This window comes from Candidatus Thiosymbion oneisti (assembly GCF_900092655.1).
Classification (GTDB): Bacteria; Pseudomonadota; Gammaproteobacteria; order Chromatiales; family Chromatiaceae; genus Thiosymbion; species Thiosymbion oneisti.
On the sequence record NZ_FLUY01001598.1, the window covers coordinates 1 to 17,430 of the forward strand.

A 17,430-nucleotide genomic window follows, 5' to 3' on the forward strand; every position below is an offset into this window, starting at 1 on the left:
CGCCGCCTATCAAGACGCTGAACGCAGACAAACATCCATTGCCCCCGTCCATGGGGGCAATGGATGTTGCTGGTTAGTTCCCCATTAGATTTGTTCCAAGTAATGTAATAGTAGTGAAGTTTTGCGGTTTTAGGGGGAGTATGTCGGCAGGTAGGGGGAATTTTGATAGGGTTTGACCCAATTTGCGTAAACCCCGCCAAAAACCCTCAACCTCAAGTCGTTGTTACCCCGATGGAGCCGAAAAGTACAAAACTCCAGGTATAGTAATGAAGTACAGAGAAGCGCGTTCATGGACTACGTAAATATAGTGATTTAACTGAAAAAGAAGAGCAATCACACAATGAGAATGAGTAACAAACTGGCATTAGGGAAAATTAAATCTGCGATAAAGGCTAGAGCTGACAGGCTAGATTTGTCAAATATGAATCTTGAGGAATTGCCTGCTGATATTGGAGATATAACAACATTAACCGCACTAGATCTATCAAGTAACCGCCTATCTAAATTACCTGCTTCAATCGGCAACCTGAAGAATCTCAATCATCTTTGGCTCTATAATAATAATTTACGATTTTTACCGGCCGAGCTCAGCAATTTAGACAAGTTATCTACGTTTGCGATTGATAGAAACCCTCTTCCCGATTCTTTAATTACAACGGCCAAAAGAGGAACCCAGGATGCTCTTACATATTTGAAAAGTTTGTATGGAGGGGCAGAAGAACTCTATGAAGCAAAATTAGTGCTAGTAGGCGAAGGCGCTGTTGGAAAGTCTTCTTTAGTATCTGCCTTGAAAGGTGAGCGTTTTATAGAAAATAGGGCGACAACTCACGGAATTGAAATTACGTCCTTATCTGTTCCGTATCCTGCCTCACATAATAGAAACATCAATCTTAACGTGTGGGACTTTGGCGGTCAGGCCGTATATAGGATCTCACATCAATTTTTTTATAGCAAACGTTCTTTGTATTTGCTTCTCTGGTCTCCGAGATTGGGAGTGGAACAATGTGATGTATTAGGCTGGCTGAATAGAATAAAAATCAGAGTTGGATCGGATGCAAGCGTGTTAGTTGTTTCTACACATTGCAACACAGGAGGAAGAGTCGCAAGGATTGATAAAAGCCAAATTCTCGATGAATATGGGGATATTATACAAGGATTCTGTGAGGTTGATAGTAAAGATAATACAGGAATAAGAGAATTAAAGATAGAAATCGCTACTGCAGCAAGCCGACTTCCTCAAATGGGCGATCTGCTGAGCGAAAAATGGACGAATGCCAGAAACGATATATTAGGGTTGCTTGATCCATACATAAGTTTCGATAGGTTTGATTCTGTCTGCAGGAATCATAAAATCGAGCCTGATGCATCATTCGCATTGGCAATGTTAATGCATGATTTGGGGTATATTATTTATTATGGGGATGATGATGGATTAAAAAAGGAGGTTGTATTGCAGCCAGAGTGGCTAACTAAAGCTATAGGATACGTATTAGAAGACAGGAAAACGAATGAAGAATACGGTGTTCTCTTCCATTCTAGGCTAATTGATATTTGGGATAAGTCAGTATCTGCAGGCGGACAAAAATACCCTCCTGGATTGCATTCTTTCTTTTTGCGTTTAATGGAAAAATATGATGTTTCATATCGTCTTCCTGGCGAAAAGTCTAGTTTGGTTGCGCAACTGGTTCCCTCCGAAAAGCCAAATAATGCGACAACATCATTTTTAGTACTAGATCCAACAGATGCGGTAATCCATATTGTATGCGAAATGGAGAACTCCCCACCTGGACTTATACCTTGGCTAATTGTGAGAACCCATCAGTTTACTCCAACACCAAGGATGCACTGGGAAAAGGGGATGGCTCTACAATACCGTGAGCATGGTAGAGCCTTGATAGAACTAAAGGGTGCTGACTTGCATATGATGATTGGAGGGCGTTGGCCTAATTATTATATGGGTCTCCTAAGACATATTTTAGAAAACCTAATAGGAGAACGTTGGCCAGGTTTAGAATATCGCTTATCTGTTCCGTGCCCTGTGTCGATGGCTGGCAAACAATGTAAAGGGAGGTTGCCACTAGAAACATTGCAGAATTTGAAGAGGAAAGGAACCGGAGAAGTACATTGCCTTTCATGCTCATCTTCGCTAAATATTGATAAGCTTCTTACCGGTTTTTCTCAGCCTCATATCAGGAACTTGGAATCACAGCTAATTCAGCTTGACGATCAACTTTCTAATTTATCGAGTGAGGTTGCTGGGTGGTTTGGCTCATTACTTAATGCTCTTAATCATGAGTCAAAGGAACATCCTAGGTTATGCACTATTACACCTAACATACCGAACAAAAAAGGAAAAGAGTTTACAAAACTATTAAGAAATGCGGCTGCAATCGAATATCGACTGAATTTATGGTGTGAAATGCCAGGGTGCCAACATCCAATCTGCTCAATAGGGAGTGGCGGTGATGGAGAATATGAATTTTCCAAGCCGAAAGATTGGGTTGTGAAAATAGCCCCATACTTAAAGGTAATCATAAAAACATTAAAAGTTACAATTCCATTTTTGCAAATATCAGAATATTTGGATAAGGACAGCATGAAGAAAGCCAAGTCGAGTCTTGATTTATTAAATGAATTAACCGCTTCTTTTATTCCTGACGAAATTACTAGAGATGAAGACTCAACTAAGGTACTGACAAAATTTGAAGGAGCAGCTCTACGAGAGCTTGGTACGCTTCTATTGGATTTAGATCCATCAAGAACATGGGGAAATATGCGGCGAACAATATTGCCAACTGGTGACTATATATGGGTTTGTGGCGCACACTATAGAGAACTAAATCCGGATCCACCAAAAATCTAACAAGGCAAATGCAGCCGACTCCAAAAAGCGCCGTTTCGCTACGCTCATGGGCGCTTTTTGGGGCAGCTGATTTGCGATGTTAGACTGTACAATGCAATAGTTCTAAGTAATCTGAAAATATTAGGAGTAAATGGTGCAAAAAGTACAAATCAGTGATGATGTGGCCTCACAGTTATACGAATTGGCGAAAGTTGAGCATATTTCAGCTATGGAGCTTATAACGCAACTTGTGAAGGCATATAAAATGGAAATAGCGAAACGAAATGAATTGAAGGAATTCTTTAGGCCCTATCAAAAAGATATGGCAGGTTTTAAATTTAGCCGAGAAGAAGCAAATGAGCGATAGTTTTATCGATACCAATGTCGTTATTTATAGTCTTAGTTAAGATGAGTTAAAACAAAAGGCAGCCATAGCGCTACTAGCAAAAAAACCGGTAGTATCAGTGCAAGTGTTAAGTGAAACCGCCAATGTAATGAGGAAGAAACTAGGATTTGATATTTCGTCGGTGAGAATTGTTGTAGACCGCATAGCAAATGAGTGTACTACAATACAGCCTTTAACCATTGATACATTACGACATAGCCTGGATTTATCGGAACGTTATGGTTTTTCACATTTTGACAGTCTTATTATTGCTTCGGCATTGGATGCCGACTGCACCAAATTCTATTCTGAAGATATGCATCATGGGCCTGTTGTAAATCAAAGGTTGATAATCATTAATCCATTTGTATAAAGCGGTTGTAGAGCCGTCTACTGTATGTTGGACGTTCTACGCCCAGCGGTTAACTTGTATTTTTCAACCAGGCATTGGAGAGACGAAGGGATTATCATAAGAGAATGAAAACCTTCCTTTTATCTACACCAGGCTACTGAGTGTTTTTATGGAACAATATTGATTGTATTTACTCGCTACAAGCCAAGTACTCACGATATAGAGAAATTGGGCCAAAGAGTATCAAGCATAGAGCCAAGGTTTTTGTCTATTTAATCCTGTACTATTAGCTGGCGAGACGAGACTTCGCCTCAAGCCCACGAGCCGTGAATTTCTTGTGCAGTGCAGAAACTCGACTCATTTGTAAAGATCCGGGGCCCTCAAGGGATCCTAGTGAATTTTCGCCAGCCGTCCTGTACTTTGGTGGCTTGCAGGCAAGTACGTTGAGCATCAGCAACCACAAGGTTTTCATGATAGTGTTAACCAACTCGACATTCCCTGTTAGGTTCCAGATCGGTGCGGTTCTTGCCGCAGTTCTCATGTCCGGTTGTGTCCGGGAAGCACCTGTTACTCCAATACTAAGCTGGTATGTATTCAACGAGCCGTCCGGCGCTTTTGCTGAAGTGGCGCGGCGTTGTGCCGAGAAGTCGGATGGCGCTTACCGCGTTGAGCTCAAGCCGCTTCCCGCTGACGCCGACCAGCAGCGTGAGCAGTTAGTGCGGCGTCTGGCTGCGCGGGATAGCGATATCGATATTATCGGGATGGACGTGATCTGGACCGCGGAGTTCGCGCAAGCAGGATGGATCCTGCCCTGGTCGCAGGACGCAGCCCGGCAGGTCAGCATGGGCCGGATCGACGCCGCTGTGCAGAGCGCTGTCTACAAGGAGCGGCTGTGGGCGGTGCCTTTTACCACCAACACTCAGCTTCTTTGGTACCGCACTGACCGGGTGCCGCAACCGCCGCAGACCTGGGACCAAATGATCGACGTGGCCGAGATGCTCGGGGAGGACGGCACGATCCAGGCCCAAGGAGAGCGCTATGAAGGACTCACGGTCTTTTTCGTGTCCCTACTCGCATCCGCCGGGGGCTCGGTGCTCGACGAACAGGCAGATGCTCCCGCCTTGGGTGGCGCTCCTACCCGGGAGGCCTTGCGCATCCTGCATCGCCTTGCCGGATCCCCATCCGCCGATCCGGGATTAGCTACCGCCCGCGAGGACCAGTCACGCCTTGCCTTCGAGTCCGGCGGCTCGAGCTTCATGGTCAACTACACATACGTGTGGCCGAGCGCCCGCGCGAACGCCCCGGCGGTCGCCGAGTACATGGGCTGGGCACGTTGGCCCGCGGTGGAGCCGGGACAACCCAGCCGAGTCACGATCGGGGGAATCAACCTCGGGGTGGGGGCCTTCTCACGCCATCCGGTCCTGGCACGGCGCGCCGCCGCTTGTATCGCCTCCCCGGAGAGCCAGCGTCTCGCCGCTGAGCGTGGTGGCCTGCCGCCGACGAGCGACAGGCTCTACGACGATCCAGAGGTACGGGCGACCTTTCCCTTCGCCGACCTGTTGCGCGAGACATTGCGCGATGCCGTGCAACGTCCCCGGACACCCTATTACAACGATGTCTCGCTGGCGATCAGCCGCACGCTGCATCCCCTCTCCAGGATCGAGCCCGAGCGGGATGCCGAGCGTCTCCGCGATGCCGTAGGCCGCGCACTGCGTTCGGAGGGCCTATTATGAGCCGCGTGCGCGACCACTCGGAGGAGCGTCTGGCCTGGCTCCTGTGCACTCCGGCGGCTCTGGCCATGCTGCTGGTGACCGCCTATCCGATCACCTACGCTGTGTGGCTCTCGCTTTTCCGCTACGACCTGCGTTTCCCGGACGAACGGGCGTTCGTCGGACTCGCCAATTATGCCGGCGTGCTCACCTCCGGGGTTTGGTGGGAGTCGCTGGCCAACACCCTGATCATCACCATCGGTTCGGTTTCCATCGAGCTGGTGCTGGGCATGTTACTCGCGTTGTTGATGCACCGGGTTCTCTTCCTGCGCGGCACGGTTCGCGCGTCTATTCTGGTCCCTTACGCCATCATTACCATCGTCGCGGCGCTGGCCTGGAAGTTCGCCTTCGACCCGGTCACGGGATTCATAAACCCTTGGCTCGGCCTGGAGACGGCCTGGCTGACGGAACGCTGGTCGGCCTTCCTGGTAATCATCCTCACCGAGGTATGGAAGACCACACCCTTCATGGCCCTGCTGCTGCTTGCGGGTTTGACGTTGGTTCCCCAGGACCTGCTGGACGCGGCGCGCGTGGATGGGGCAAGTGCCCGGCAGCGTTTCTTTCGGGTGACCTTGCCCCTGATGCGCAATGCGGTCATGGTGGCTCTGCTGTTCCGTACCCTGGATGCCTTTCGCATCTTCGATACCGTCTTCGTGCAGACCCGCGGCGCTCAGGGTACCGAGACAATCTCCATCGTCGGCTACCACGCCCTTGTCAGCCGGCTCAACCTCGGGCTCGGCTCGGCGGTGTCGGTGCTGATCTTCCTGTGCGTCGTCGCCATCGCGATGCTCTTCGTCAAAGGTCTTGGGGCCAGCTTCGCTGCGGAGGACAAGGCATGAGCCCACACAGAGGTGTGCTTGAAACCCTCTTTTGGCGCACCGGCAGCCTGGTCGTGATCGCCTATGCGTTGCTGCCGGTTGCGTGGATCCTTTCCCTATCCCTCAAGCCCGCGGCGGACCTGAACGACAACCGCTTCGTCCCACGGGAGCTCAGCCTGGAACACTACCGGGCCATCTTCGCGGACGCCCAGTTTCCGGCAGCGCTTTGGAACTCCATCGGCATCGCCGCAGTTTCGACCCTGCTCGCCGTGTCGCTGGCCATGTTCGCCGCCTATGCCATCGTGCGACTGCGCTTTCGCGGACGCGCCCTCATACTAGGGGCGGCCTTGTCCATCGCCATGTTTCCTCCGGTGGCGGTCATCGGTCCCTTATTCAACCTGTGGCGGAACATCGGTCTCTACGACACCTGGCCGGGTCTTGTTCTACCCTACATGACTTTCACCCTACCGTTGGCCATTTGGATCCTGTCGGCCTTCTTTCGCGAGATCCCGTGGGATTTGGACAAAGCGGCCCGCGTAGACGGTGCGACGCCGTTTCAGGCGTTCCGCCACGTGATCGCCCCCCTGGCGGCGCCGGGGATATTTACCGCAGCCATCCTGGTATTCATCTTCGCGTGGAACGATTTTCTGTTCGCCGCGGCGCTGACCTCCACCAACGATGCCAGGACAGTGCCCGCCGCCATCGCCTTCTTCACCGGTAGCTCCCGCTTCGAGCTGCCAACCGGTTCCATCGCCGCCGCCTCCGTAGTGGTTACGGTCCCGGTGAGCCTGGTGGTCCTCATCTTCCAACGGCGCATCGTTGCCGGACTTACCGCGGGCGCAGTCAAGGGGTAGCAATGGCGGAGATCGTTCTCGAACAGGTAAACAAACGCTTTGCGGATGGCACGGAAGGTCTCCGGCCGACAGACTTGACCATTCGCGACGGCGAGCTTTTCATTCTGGTCGGACCCTCCGGGTGCGGCAAGTCGACACTCCTCAAGATTATTGTCGGTCTCGAGCGGCCTACATCCGGAGAGGTCCGGGTCGGCGGCGAGTCGGTTACGGAGCGAGATCCGAAAGACCGTAACATGGCTATGGTCTTCCAAAGTTATGCGATCTATCCTCACATGACCGTGCGCGAGAACATGGCCTTCCCGCTCAAGCTGGCCGGGGTAAATAACACAGAGATCGCCGCGCGAGTCGAAGAGGCTGCAACCATTCTGGAGCTCGGCGAACTGCTCGAACGTAAACCCGCGGCGCTCTCCGGCGGCCAGCGGCAGCGTGTAGCCATGGGCCGAGCCATCGTGCGCCAGCCTGCCGCTTTCCTGCTCGATGAGCCGCTTTCGAATTTGGACGCCAAGCTCAGAGTGCAGATGCGAACCGAACTGGCGCGGCTGCAGCGGCGTCTCGGCACAACAATGGTGTATGTCACGCACGATCAGACCGAGGCCATGACGCTCGGCCATCGGATTGCAGTGTTGCGTAAGGGGGAGATCCAGCAGACAGGAACGCCGCGGGAGCTATACGGACGTCCGGCCAACTTGTTCGTCGCCGGCTTCGTCGGCTCGCCGGCCATGAACCTCCTTCCTGCAAAAATCGAGGAGAACAGGCTCATTCTTCCCATGAGCGAGGTCGCCCTTCCCGAAGATTTTTCTTATAGCTTGCCGCGGGGAAAACGCGAGGTCATCGCCGGTATTCGCCCCGAGAATTTTTGCCACGCTAATCGGTCGGACGCCGGAGTGTTTAAATTCCAAGCTCGGTTAGAAGTGGTCGAATGGCTTGGGGCCGATCTTTTCGTGCATTTCGACGTGCGAGCAAATACTGGCGGGAGGTTGGGCGCACTGCAGCGGGAGCTCGAGCTCGATGCCGGACATGATGGTCGCTTGCGTGTTGTGGCGCGCCTGGGAGCGGATATTCGAGCACAGGAAGGGGAAACAATTGACCTTTCCGTCGAACGCGGCGATGTCCACTTGTTTGATTCTGAAACCGGTGAGAATATCACTCCGGTGGTTTCATGATTTTCCGGTCCCGCTCACCATTTTCCAAGAAAGCTGTGTATGCAGCTCTCATGATACCCCCGCCATCAGACTCTCATAAGGGATACGCAATCCGTCGTGCAGGCGCTTCACCATACGCAGGCTCAAGGGGCGCTTGCGATTCAACACCTCCGACACCCGACCGCTGGAGCCGATATAGGCCTCGAGATCGCGTGGGGTCAGCCCCTGTTGTTCCATTCTGAATCTGATGGCGTCGACGGGGTTCGCCGGACCGATCGGATAATGCTTATTCTCATAGGCTTCGATCAGGGTAACCAGGATCTCCATTTCATCCGCCTCCGGCGTTCCCTCTTCGGCCTGAAAAATCGTCTCGAGACGGCGAAAAGCCGCTTGCAGATCCTCGTTGCAACGGATAGGCCTAATATTCATTCACGGTCTCCACGTCGATCTTGTCGTACTGCGCATGGCTTCCTACGAATTTCACCCAAACGATGCCGGCCCGATACTGCACCTCTACTACCAAGCGGTACTTGTTGCCACCGATATTGAACACGACACGATTGTTGGCGCAAATGCTGGCGCTGCGGTACTGCGCCTTGATCTGCTGCGGTGATGCCCATTTGGCTCTTGCCGCTTCCTCATGCCAGCTTTGCAATGGGCCTTGAGCATCCCTGTATGCAGGCTGGTCCCAGAATTTCTTCAGCGTGCTCTTGGCGATAATCCGCATGTTTCAGTGTATCTCCCATTATGGGAGAAGTGTAGCCAAGAAGCGCCCATCCAGCAAGGGGGGAAAGGGGTCAGGTCTTGACCTGTGCCTTCGCGATCAGACTGATCATTCTACTGATCATCGAGTAGTGCACTCCCCCATGATCGCCGATCTTCCGCATGTTGTAGCCCCCGCTGGCAAAGGTTTCGAAGATTGCGGTACCGGCATGATCAAGGCACCCTCGCGCGGGGCACCGTGTCGGCTAGAGGACTTCGATTCCGCCTCGCTGCTGGCGCGTGGGCATGACTCTGCGCCATGAAGTCCCTCGACATGCACGGTAAGTCCTGATGGTTGTCAAAGGTTGCGAAATAGCTAAACTAGCTGTGTCAGTCATTCCATGGAGAATCCCATGATTACCGTAACCTCTGTCGAAGCGCAAAATCGTTTCGGCGAACTGATCGACCGATCCCAGCGTGAACCCGTCGAGGTCACTCGACGTAGACGGACCGTGGCCTATGTCGTTTCCAGCCATGACATGCAGGAGTTGGTTGAATTGCGTAGACGGCGTGACGAGGCGACACGCTGGTATTCTCGCTACCGCCGGAAGGTGACCGAGCAAACGGATGACAGCGAATCCCCCACTCTCACGGATTCGGGCGTGAACCGCTTGGTGCATGAGCTTCGTTAGGCGGATCGTCATCGACACGGGCGTGTTGGTGAGTGCCGCCATCCGGCCCGAGTCTGTTCCTGCATTGGCGCTGGAAAAGGCCCTGCTGCAATTCGAGATCTGCGCCAGTGACGAGACGTTGGCCGAACTGGAAACCGTCCTGATGCGCCCGAAGCTCGACCCTTATGTCGGGACCGGCTTGCGGCAGGAATTCGTCGCCGAATTTCGGCAAAGGGTGACCATGGTCGCCGTCGACCGGACCGTGACCGACTGTACCGACCCGAAAGACAACAAATTTCTCGCACTCGCAGAGGCAGCCGGCGCTGAGCTCATCGTCGCCAGCGACCCGCACCTCACCGATATGCACCCCTGGAGGGAGATACCGATCCTGCCTCCGTCGGCGTTCTTGGTGGGTATTCGGTGACGAGAAGAATCGAGTCGAGCCGAGATAACCTATGCACGGAGAAGTCATGTTGGAATCCCCCCGGATTACCATTGATTTTCGAGTCGGCGAGTGCCACAGATGGGCGAAAGACTACTGCGCAGTATTTCACCAAGTGATAGACTTTTTTTCATGAGGAGAGTGTTCAGGACCCGTACCTTCACTCGTTGGATGCGCAGGGTGGACTTGTCTGATGCAACGCTCTGCAAGGCCATTTCCGAGATGGAGGATGGTCTGATCGATGCGGACCTCGGTGGCGGCGTGCTGAAAAAGCGCATCGCGCTTCCGGGGCAAGGAAGGCGCGGCGGCGCCCGGACAATCGTCGCCACAAACCTGGGAAGCCGCTGGTTCTTTCTCTACGGATTTGCGAAGAACGAGCGGGTCAACATCGATGAGCGTGAATTGCGTCTATTCCGGGAAGTGGCAACGGACCTGCTCGGGCTCGATGATCGACAAATCGCCGTTGCGCTTTCCTCCGGTGAGATAGAGAAGATTTGTCATGACCACAACCAAGAGTAACAGCCGAATCCTGTCAGAACTGCATGAAACCGCTCGCGGATTGCACGCAGCCGGCCTGATCGACAAACGCCGCATGCACGAGTTCGATGCATTGTGCCATCTCGATGTCGAGGAGATGCCGCCAGAAAAGATCAGAGCGCTTCGCGAAACGGCACATGTCAGCCAAGCGGTTTTTGCCGCTATCTTGAATACGAGTGTGTCCACCGTTCAAAAGTGGGAAATAGGTGAGAAGAAGCCGAGCGGGCCTTCCGTGAAACTTCTCACGCTCATTGATCGTAAGGGGTTGGAAGCGGTGTTGTGAACGGACAGGGGCAAGTTCTCGCAATGTGGTACTTACAAGATACGGACGACGCAGCAAGGGCTTGTTCTCTGCCGTGAAAAACTGGTCCAAAAAACAGCCCGACCTCTTCAATAAACGTGTCTATAATCTGGCGGGACTTGACACGATCCCAATGTCAGGGCCTATTATCGCCACCTGATCGAGACCCGCAGCCTCAAGAAGCCCCAGGCCCTCTGTGCCGTCATGCGCAAGCTCCTGATCGGTATATAATCACACGGGACCTGACAATGATAACAACTCAATTGAGAACGCCCCCTAGGTCATCCGACAACGAGGAGCGAAGTGTCAATATCTCCCCAACGATCTCGGTATCACTGGTGGTTCCAGTATATAACGAGGCCGAAACGGTCGGCCTTTTCCTCGACCGGGTAGACCGGGTGGTCGCCGACAAGCCTGTGGTACAGCTGGAAGTTGTTTTTGTAAACGACGGCAGTTCGGATGCCACCCTGGACCGCCTCCTCGAATATCAGCGACGAGATAGCCGCCTGCGGGTGGTTGATCTCAGCCGTAACTTCGGCAAGGAGGCCGCGCTTACCACCGGAATGCGGATCGCAAAAGGACAGGTGGTGGTGCCGATCGACGTGGATCTGCAGGACCCACCGGAGCTTATCTTGGAGATGATCGAACAGTGGCGGGAAGGTTATGATGTAGTGCTCGCGCGTCGAGTCGTCCGCGACACGGACTCATGGGCCAAGCGACTGTCGGCCGGTTGGTTCTACCGCGTCCATAATTGGATCGCCGAGCCGGTGATCCCGGAAAATGTTGGCGACTTCCGGCTGATGGACCGCACCGTAGTCGAGGCGCTGAACGAGCTGCCGGAATCTAGGCGCTTTATGAAGGGACTCTTTGCCTGGGTAGGGTTCCGGACGACGTTTGTCGATTATGTCCGTCCGGAGCGCGCGGCCGGTTCCACCAAGTTCAACAGCTGGCGGCTGTGGAATTTTGCGTTGGAGGGGCTTACCAGCTTCAGCACCTTTTCGTTGCGGATCTGGACTTATCTGGGCAGCATGATGGCGCTGGCATCCTTCCTGTACGCCTCCTTTATCATCCTGAGGGTCCTGCTCTTCGGCGTCGATACCCCCGGTTATGCCTCGCTGCTGGTTACCATTACCTTTCTCGGTGGTCTCCAGCTCATGGGAATCGGCATCATCGGCGAGTATCTGGGGAGGACCTATCTCGAAGCGAAGCGACGGCCGGTGTCTCTGGTTCGGCATATCTATGAACCGAAGGAGTGAGCGATGGATCTCAAAGAGGCCTCTCTCCTGGGCCCCGAGTTGACCGATCACTGGTACTACCGCTCCAAAGCGGCGGCCATGATGAAGCTACTCCCAGCCCCGGCCCCAGCGGTGATTCTGGATGTGGGTGCGGGCTCGGGTTACTTTTCCCGCTATCTCTTGCGCCGAACCACGGCTACCGTTGCCTGGTGCATCGACACCGGCTATGATTCCGACGCCGACACGGAAGAGGCGGGTAAGGCGATTCACTATCGGCGGTCTTTGGAGGATGTTGCAGAAGACACCGAGCGTCGCCCTTTGCCCCCCTCTCCCCAATCCCTCTCGCGGCCGGGAGAAGGGCTTTTGCGACACCCTCCTTTGGAGAGGGTTTCCGTCGATCTGGTTCTTCTGATGGATGTTTTGGAACACGTCGATGACGATGTCGGACTCCTGACCGATTGCGTCCGCAAAGTTCCCGGAGGCGCGCGGTTTCTTGTCTCGGTACCCGCGTTCCGGTTCTTATGGAGCGGGCACGATGAGTTCCTCGGGCACCAGCGACGTTACACCCTCGACGAGTTGCAAGCGGTCGTGAGGCGTGCGGGTCTGCGGGTACGACAAGGCGCTTACTATTTCGGCTTGGTGTTCCCTCTGGCCGCGGCGATTCGCCTTGCCGACAACTGGCTACGTCGTCCCGGCGGGAAACCTGCCCACTCTCAGCTGAGAAGGCACGGTCGGCTGGTAAATGAGACCCTGGCGGCGATCTGCAAGGCGGAGTTGCCCCTTTTGAGCCTCAATCGGGTCGTTGGTTTGTCCGCATTTTGTGTGGCGGAACGGCCATGAGGCAAAGTCCGGGCGGACCGGGACGCAACGGAGTCCGCGGGCGACTCCGCCGTGAGCTCTTTCTCGTCGGCCGCTTCGGGTTAGTCGGTATCCTCGCCACGGCGGTCCATATGGCGGTCGTCTGGCTGTTGGTCGAGACCACAGAGCTTCCAGTGCTGGCAGCGAATTTGTTTGCTTTTCTGACCGCTTTCACAATTTCATTTGCCGGAAATTACCTCTGGACCTTCGCCGCGCCCGGCAGTGCAAGGACGGCCATGCGGCGGTTCTTCCTGATTTCGGGTAGTGCCTTTGCAGTCAATACTCTGCTGTTGGCCGCGCTCACGAAGGCTGCATGGCTAGCCCCCGCCGCCGCAGCGGTTTCAGCCGCTGCGGTGATTCCGTTCATCACCTATCTGACCAGTCGGTTATGGGGTTTCAAGGTTGGACCGCGCCTTATGATAACCAGAGGTTCCTTGCGTGAAAACCTCATGGAATAAAGCCATCGCCAATGCCGCCCTGCCATTCCTGTTGGGTACATCCGCCTTTTTTCTCATCGTCGGACCTCAGGTATTGAGACCGGACAATATCGCTTGGCTAGCCAACGGCGATCCCTCCACGCATTATCTTGGATGGCATTTCTTTCGTAACTCCGATTGGTCGTTTCCCATTGGTCTGAATCCCGATTATGGCCTCGAGCTGGGCAATGCCATTCTGTTCTCCGACTCGAATCCTCTCTTGGCATTTCTCTTCAAGCCATTCTCGTCACTGCTGCCCGAGACCTTTCAATACTTCGGCTGGTGGCTGTTTGCCTGCTTTGTCCTCCAGGCCTGGTTCGCATGGAAGCTGGTCGGCCTGGTCTCGGAGCATCCCGCTATTCGTCTCCTCGGTGCTGGCTTGTTCGTCTTCGCACCGCCAATGATTTGGCGTCTGCTGGGTCATCTCAGCCTGGTCGGGCATTTTCTGATCCTCGCGGCACTCTATTTGTCGCTCCGACCGACTCAGCACATGCGTACCGTACTCTGGGCCCTCGTCCTTGTGGTTGCCGCCTTGGTGCACCCCTATTTGCTGGCGATGGCCGCGGCTCTATGGCTGGCTGACTTGACTCAAATCCTGATTCGGCATGAGCGACCTGCAAAGTCCGCCGTGCTGGAACTTGTCGGGATTTTGGCGCTGGTCGGGCTCGCCTGTTGGCAGGCCGGCTATTTCACAGTGGGAAGCGGGGTTTCGACGGGTGGATTCGGTCTCTATCGAATGAACCTGTTTTCCATTTTGGATCCCAATGGTTGGTCATATATATTGAAGAATCTGCCACAGGCAGAGGGGGAATACGAGGGGTTCAATTATCTCGGCCTCGGAATCATTGCTCTGACGCTCTTCGCGTTGCCTGCGCTGATCGCTGGGAATACTGGCTTACCAGCGGCGATCAAGCAGCGGGTGACCCTTCTGGGCGCCTTGGTGAGCCTCTTTTTGTTCGCGCTCTCCCACAAGATCGGGATCGGATCGCGGCAGCTCGAGCTTTCACTGGCCGACCCCTTGTTGCATGCCGCAAACGTATTTCAAAGTTCAGGACGGATGTTTTGGCCCGTGTTCTATGTACTGGTACTGACTGTCGTCTTCATCGCCGTTCGCGGTCACAATCCCCGGACTGCGATCTCGTTGCTGGCCATCGCCCTTGCGATTCAGGTGATCGATACCAGGGCCGGATGGCAGGTAACCCGGAGCCAGTTGATTGTAAGGCCCGCGACGGAGTGGGGCACCCCATTGAAAGATCCGTTCTGGGCCCAGGCCGTCGCCAGATACCAAAAAGTTCGGCGGCTGCCTCTGATGGATCATTCTCCACATTGGCAAACGCTCGCGGCTTACGCCGGGCGATATGGTCTCGGTACGGATGCGGTCTACCTCGCCCGCGTCAATCAAAGAGCGCTTGAAACCGCACTGAAAAAGGCGTCGGTCACCCTGAACACGGGGCGCTACGAGGCCGACTCCCTCTATGTGCTCGACCCGACCAAACTCGGGTCCATCGCCCTGCACATCGATTCCGAGACTGATCTTCTGGCACGCATCGATGGGTTTTACTTGGTGGCGCCCGGTTGGAAGCGTTGCCGCAAGTGTGGTCACCTCGACCGCGAGCTGGGGTTGGCGGATGTTCTTCCGGCGGTTGGGAGCGGCGAGCGGATCCGGTTCTCGGAGTCCGGAGACGGCCTCATCTATCTGGCCGCAGGCTGGTCCAACCCGGAGTCGTGGGGGACCTGGTCGAACGGTCCGGCGGCGGAAGTCGTCTTACTGCTGTCGGATGTCGGTGCCCATGAAATCCTGATCGAAGCCAACGCGCTGGTCTCGCCCCTTCACCCCGAGCAAAATATCGAAATTTCAGTCAATGGCATGGTAGCGACGACCGCCCGCCTCACGACATACGCCGCCAACCGCATCCGCGTCCCGATACCTGATGCGGTGCGCGAAAAGCTGCAAAAACACAGGACCTTGCGGCTTAAATTCCGGTTTCCCGACGCCGTGCGCCCGCAGGCTCTCCGGATCGGTGACGACTCGCGCAGTCTGGCGCTCGGCCTTATGGCCATCACTCTGATTTAAGGCGATTGCTGTTCAAGAGTCAGGCGCTGCTGGACGAGAAGGCGTTACTGACATGGCCTATGTGGATCTCAATCCGGTGCGGGCGGGGCTGGCCGAGATGCCGGATACTTCGGACTACACCTCGGACCAGGTCGTTTCTGATTTGGGTCTTTGAACAAGTAAATTGCCTAACAAGCCCTTGCAGCCGACGCTTGTACCTCATGCGACTGAAGGGCAACAATAAGCGGTGCGTCCATGCACCGCTTATCGGCGGGCTAACCAGCAAATGCACTATAAAAAGTCTTACCGACCGGAAAGCACAATAGGGACATGCAGCGGGCACGAAAAACCTGATGTCTACGGGATTTCGACCAGGTACGTGGCCTGGGCCTATAGAAACCACGGGTAGTAGTTAAATTCAAAGTGGTATGGTTGTGCGATCTGATGGTTCCAACCCCCGCAGTTTTTGCCATCCCTGGCACTGGATTCCAGCGTCCCAGCCGGAATGAAGGCTTGGTTGCCGGCTCCCACGAGAGTTGCTACCTTTCAATGGGGCTTCTAGTTACTGATTGAAAAGGGACCTATATACATAGTTAGCCAGAACCACAATTAGGGAAAGCTACCGGCAGCCTATGGAGACTGAGGCGGTTGCGAAACCAGTTCTTATCCGTCATTTGGATTTCATCCAGGCCGCAAAGGAAAACACCACCCGCCGTGGCTAGCTATGTATATAGGTCCCATTGAAAACACCTCCTAGTACCTCATTTCATCAAATTTTGCATGTATCCCGCAGGGTGGGCTGTGCCCACCACTATGGGCCTGGATGGTGGGCACAGCCCACCCTACGGGTTTGATAATGAAAAATAAGGTGAAACGAGGTACTAGCGCCGGGATAGGGGTAACGATGTGTCTGTCAGCCGACGCGAGCCTCTCGAGCACGCGCATCGTCGGCCATGGCTTTCAGGTAAGCAGCATCGTCGCCGAGACCCTCGAAGGCGTAAGGATTCAGGAACTGTCGCCCCCACAGCAGGGTGCGGTCTGTCGGAGCGAGCTCGGCTTGGTCACAAACGCTGTCCCAGCTCTCGATAATCTTGTCCAGCAGACCTTCGAGGATCGCGATTGCCTCATCGCGGGACAGTAGAAAATGAGCCGCCGCATCGAGGCATGAAGCGATCCGGCTCATGCGATCTCCACCGGTGATCAGCGTCGCCTGTGAGGCCTCGTTGCCGGTGCGCGGTTGCGGACAGAATCGTAGGCCGGTGTCAGCGCGAGCGCCTGCCCGTCCCAGAAGGCCGAGTGGTTACGGGGGTGATCGTCCGTGTTGCCGCACAGGATGTTGAATGCCAGTCGGGAGAAGAGCTCGCGTAGCGTCGCTCGAGCATCTTTGAAGCGGTGACGGACGAGCTCCGCCAAGTCCTCGTAGCTCGCATAGCGCGCCATAATCTCATCGAGGGCGAGCATCGTGAGTGCCGACACCATCGCCTTGCGTTGCCAGCCGCCGCCGGATGGCACGCGGTCGAAACGCTCGATCAGCAGCACCTCTTTGTGCATCGCGCGTACAAGGGAGACGGGCGCCACCTCGAGCCCCGCCAGAGCACCGATTCGCATGGCAATGAATTCTGCCTTGGCCAGGCTGTAGAGATCGGTCGCCGACGCAAACTTGGCGATGTATTTTTTGCTACCCGCTTGAATCTGCGCCTTGGGCCGTGCTCCACCGATCGCGGTCCCATGCAGCAAGGCTTGATCGAGCTCGGAGCTCAAGGGCAAGCCTTTTTCTACGCGCTCGACGGATTGTACGAGCCCGCGTAGGGCGGGACAGGTCAGGGACGACCGCATCCCGCCGTCCGAGTATCGGCGGGATGCGCTGCGCTTTCCCGCCCTACGCGGGCTGGCGGGGCTCTCGCTACATCAACGCCCAGCTAATCTTCCGGAGCAACGAAGACAAGAAGTGGAGGGACGCGACGGGTGATGGCGGGTGCATTCAACAGAAAGT

19 protein-coding genes and 1 pseudogene are annotated in these 17,430 nt (G+C 54.8%); 16 read left to right on the top strand and 4 right to left on the bottom strand.

Going from position 1 to position 17,430, the window contains the following annotated elements; genetic code table 11:
- Positions 1–346 precede the first annotated feature (346 nt).
- From BQ17_RS16200 to BQ17_RS16230, 7 genes are all read left to right on the top strand, one after another.
- On the top strand, positions 347–2,863 hold the full coding sequence (locus BQ17_RS16200; protein ID WP_176722477.1) for a COR domain-containing protein: 2,517 nt from the start codon (positions 347–349) through the stop codon (positions 2,861–2,863).
- Between the two features lie 130 nt (positions 2,864–2,993).
- Positions 2,994–3,209, top strand: coding sequence for a hypothetical protein (locus tag BQ17_RS16205; RefSeq protein WP_089728814.1), 216 nt, complete (start codon positions 2,994–2,996; stop codon positions 3,207–3,209).
- A 64-nt stretch (positions 3,210–3,273) separates the two neighbouring features.
- Positions 3,274–3,600 carry a PIN domain-containing protein gene (locus BQ17_RS24380; RefSeq protein ID WP_369406483.1) on the top strand — a complete coding sequence of 109 codons (327 nt, stop codon included), beginning with the start codon at positions 3,274–3,276 and terminating at the stop codon, positions 3,598–3,600.
- 518 nt (positions 3,601–4,118) lie between these two features.
- Positions 4,119–5,312, top strand: coding sequence for an ABC transporter substrate-binding protein (locus BQ17_RS16215; RefSeq protein WP_256091639.1), 1,194 nt, complete (start codon positions 4,119–4,121; stop codon positions 5,310–5,312).
- Positions 5,309–6,187 carry a carbohydrate ABC transporter permease gene (locus BQ17_RS16220; protein ID WP_089728816.1) on the top strand — a complete coding sequence of 293 codons (879 nt, stop codon included), beginning with the start codon at positions 5,309–5,311 and terminating at the stop codon, positions 6,185–6,187. Before BQ17_RS16215 ends, BQ17_RS16220 begins: the two co-directional genes overlap by 4 nt.
- Positions 6,184–7,020 carry a carbohydrate ABC transporter permease gene (locus BQ17_RS16225; RefSeq protein WP_089728818.1) on the top strand — a complete coding sequence of 279 codons (837 nt, stop codon included), beginning with the start codon at positions 6,184–6,186 and terminating at the stop codon, positions 7,018–7,020. Before BQ17_RS16220 ends, BQ17_RS16225 begins: the two co-directional genes overlap by 4 nt.
- A gap of 2 nt (positions 7,021–7,022) precedes the next feature.
- A complete protein-coding gene (locus BQ17_RS16230) occupies positions 7,023–8,183 on the top strand; it encodes an ABC transporter ATP-binding protein (protein ID WP_089728820.1) in 1,161 nt (386 codons plus the stop codon).
- A 48-nt stretch (positions 8,184–8,231) separates the two neighbouring features.
- Here BQ17_RS16230 and BQ17_RS16235 read toward each other — a convergent pair whose 3' ends face one another.
- Complete coding sequence (locus BQ17_RS16235; protein ID WP_089728822.1) at positions 8,232–8,591, bottom strand: helix-turn-helix domain-containing protein; 360 nt, start codon at positions 8,589–8,591, stop codon at positions 8,232–8,234.
- Positions 8,581–8,889, bottom strand: coding sequence for a type II toxin-antitoxin system HigB family toxin (locus tag BQ17_RS16240; RefSeq protein WP_089728824.1), 309 nt, complete (start codon positions 8,887–8,889; stop codon positions 8,581–8,583). The genes BQ17_RS16235 and BQ17_RS16240 overlap by 11 nt, the downstream gene beginning before the upstream one ends.
- Positions 8,890–9,277: 388 nt before the next feature.
- Between BQ17_RS16240 and BQ17_RS16245 the strand changes: the two genes are divergently transcribed.
- The 9 genes and pseudogenes from BQ17_RS16245 to BQ17_RS21010 all read left to right on the top strand — a co-directional run.
- Positions 9,278–9,556 (top strand): type II toxin-antitoxin system Phd/YefM family antitoxin, encoded by a 279-nt coding sequence (locus BQ17_RS16245; protein ID WP_089728851.1) that lies wholly within the window; start codon positions 9,278–9,280, stop codon positions 9,554–9,556.
- Complete coding sequence (locus BQ17_RS16250) at positions 9,543–9,959, top strand: putative toxin-antitoxin system toxin component, PIN family (protein WP_089728825.1); 417 nt, start codon at positions 9,543–9,545, stop codon at positions 9,957–9,959. Before BQ17_RS16245 ends, BQ17_RS16250 begins: the two co-directional genes overlap by 14 nt.
- Positions 9,960–10,109: 150 nt before the next feature.
- The gene (locus tag BQ17_RS16255) at positions 10,110–10,496 is read left to right on the top strand and encodes a type II toxin-antitoxin system RelE/ParE family toxin (protein ID WP_089728853.1); all 387 of its coding nucleotides are present in this window, start codon (positions 10,110–10,112) and stop codon (positions 10,494–10,496) included.
- On the top strand, positions 10,477–10,797 hold the full coding sequence (locus tag BQ17_RS16260; protein ID WP_089728826.1) for a helix-turn-helix domain-containing protein: 321 nt from the start codon (positions 10,477–10,479) through the stop codon (positions 10,795–10,797). The genes BQ17_RS16255 and BQ17_RS16260 overlap by 20 nt, the downstream gene beginning before the upstream one ends.
- Before the next feature lie 356 nt (positions 10,798–11,153).
- Complete coding sequence (locus BQ17_RS16265) at positions 11,154–12,071, top strand: glycosyltransferase family 2 protein (protein ID WP_256091640.1); 918 nt, start codon at positions 11,154–11,156, stop codon at positions 12,069–12,071.
- Positions 12,072–12,074: 3 nt separating this feature from the next.
- The gene (locus tag BQ17_RS16270; RefSeq protein ID WP_089728830.1) at positions 12,075–12,890 is read left to right on the top strand and encodes a class I SAM-dependent methyltransferase; all 816 of its coding nucleotides are present in this window, start codon (positions 12,075–12,077) and stop codon (positions 12,888–12,890) included.
- A complete protein-coding gene (locus BQ17_RS16275) occupies positions 12,887–13,366 on the top strand; it encodes a GtrA family protein (protein ID WP_089728832.1) in 480 nt (159 codons plus the stop codon). Before BQ17_RS16270 ends, BQ17_RS16275 begins: the two co-directional genes overlap by 4 nt.
- A complete protein-coding gene (locus tag BQ17_RS16280) occupies positions 13,347–15,458 on the top strand; it encodes a DUF6311 domain-containing protein (protein WP_218068315.1) in 2,112 nt (703 codons plus the stop codon). Before BQ17_RS16275 ends, BQ17_RS16280 begins: the two co-directional genes overlap by 20 nt.
- An 11-nt stretch (positions 15,459–15,469) precedes the next feature.
- A pseudogene (locus BQ17_RS21010) lies at positions 15,470–15,588 on the top strand (alpha-amylase family glycosyl hydrolase); the annotation flags it as partial.
- 762 nt (positions 15,589–16,350) lie between these two features.
- Here BQ17_RS21010 and BQ17_RS23530 read toward each other — a convergent pair.
- Together BQ17_RS23530 and BQ17_RS16285 are read right to left on the bottom strand one after the other, a co-directional pair.
- Positions 16,351–16,620 (bottom strand): hypothetical protein, encoded by a 270-nt coding sequence (locus tag BQ17_RS23530; protein ID WP_256091641.1) that lies wholly within the window; start codon positions 16,618–16,620, stop codon positions 16,351–16,353.
- 17 nt (positions 16,621–16,637) lie between these two features.
- Entirely contained in the window at positions 16,638–17,273 is a 636-nt protein-coding gene (locus tag BQ17_RS16285; RefSeq protein WP_256091642.1) for a HipA domain-containing protein, read from the bottom strand.
- Positions 17,274–17,430: the final 157 nt, after the last annotated feature.

Bases quoted from the DNA above. Each gene is read 5' to 3' on its own strand.
- BQ17_RS16200 (WP_176722477.1), top strand. From the start codon at position 347: ATGAGTAACAAACTGGCATTAGGGAAAATTAAATCTGCGATAAAGGCT.
- BQ17_RS16205 (WP_089728814.1), top strand. From the start codon at position 2,994: ATGGTGCAAAAAGTACAAATCAGTGATGATGTGGCCTCACAGTTATAC.
- BQ17_RS16215 (WP_256091639.1), top strand. From the start codon at position 4,119: ATGTCCGGTTGTGTCCGGGAAGCACCTGTTACTCCAATACTAAGCTGG.
- BQ17_RS16220 (WP_089728816.1), top strand. From the start codon at position 5,309: ATGAGCCGCGTGCGCGACCACTCGGAGGAGCGTCTGGCCTGGCTCCTG.
- BQ17_RS16225 (WP_089728818.1), top strand. From the start codon at position 6,184: ATGAGCCCACACAGAGGTGTGCTTGAAACCCTCTTTTGGCGCACCGGC.
- BQ17_RS16230 (WP_089728820.1), top strand. From the start codon at position 7,023: ATGGCGGAGATCGTTCTCGAACAGGTAAACAAACGCTTTGCGGATGGC.
- BQ17_RS16235 (WP_089728822.1), bottom strand. From the start codon at position 8,591: ATGAATATTAGGCCTATCCGTTGCAACGAGGATCTGCAAGCGGCTTTT.
- BQ17_RS16240 (WP_089728824.1), bottom strand. From the start codon at position 8,889: ATGCGGATTATCGCCAAGAGCACGCTGAAGAAATTCTGGGACCAGCCT.
- BQ17_RS16245 (WP_089728851.1), top strand. From the start codon at position 9,278: ATGATTACCGTAACCTCTGTCGAAGCGCAAAATCGTTTCGGCGAACTG.
- BQ17_RS16250 (WP_089728825.1), top strand. From the start codon at position 9,543: ATGAGCTTCGTTAGGCGGATCGTCATCGACACGGGCGTGTTGGTGAGT.
- BQ17_RS16255 (WP_089728853.1), top strand. From the start codon at position 10,110: ATGAGGAGAGTGTTCAGGACCCGTACCTTCACTCGTTGGATGCGCAGG.
- BQ17_RS16260 (WP_089728826.1), top strand. From the start codon at position 10,477: ATGACCACAACCAAGAGTAACAGCCGAATCCTGTCAGAACTGCATGAA.
- BQ17_RS16270 (WP_089728830.1), top strand. From the start codon at position 12,075: ATGGATCTCAAAGAGGCCTCTCTCCTGGGCCCCGAGTTGACCGATCAC.
- BQ17_RS16275 (WP_089728832.1), top strand. From the start codon at position 12,887: ATGAGGCAAAGTCCGGGCGGACCGGGACGCAACGGAGTCCGCGGGCGA.
- BQ17_RS23530 (WP_256091641.1), bottom strand. From the start codon at position 16,620: ATGAGCCGGATCGCTTCATGCCTCGATGCGGCGGCTCATTTTCTACTG.
- BQ17_RS16285 (WP_256091642.1), bottom strand. From the start codon at position 17,273: ATGCGGTCGTCCCTGACCTGTCCCGCCCTACGCGGGCTCGTACAATCC.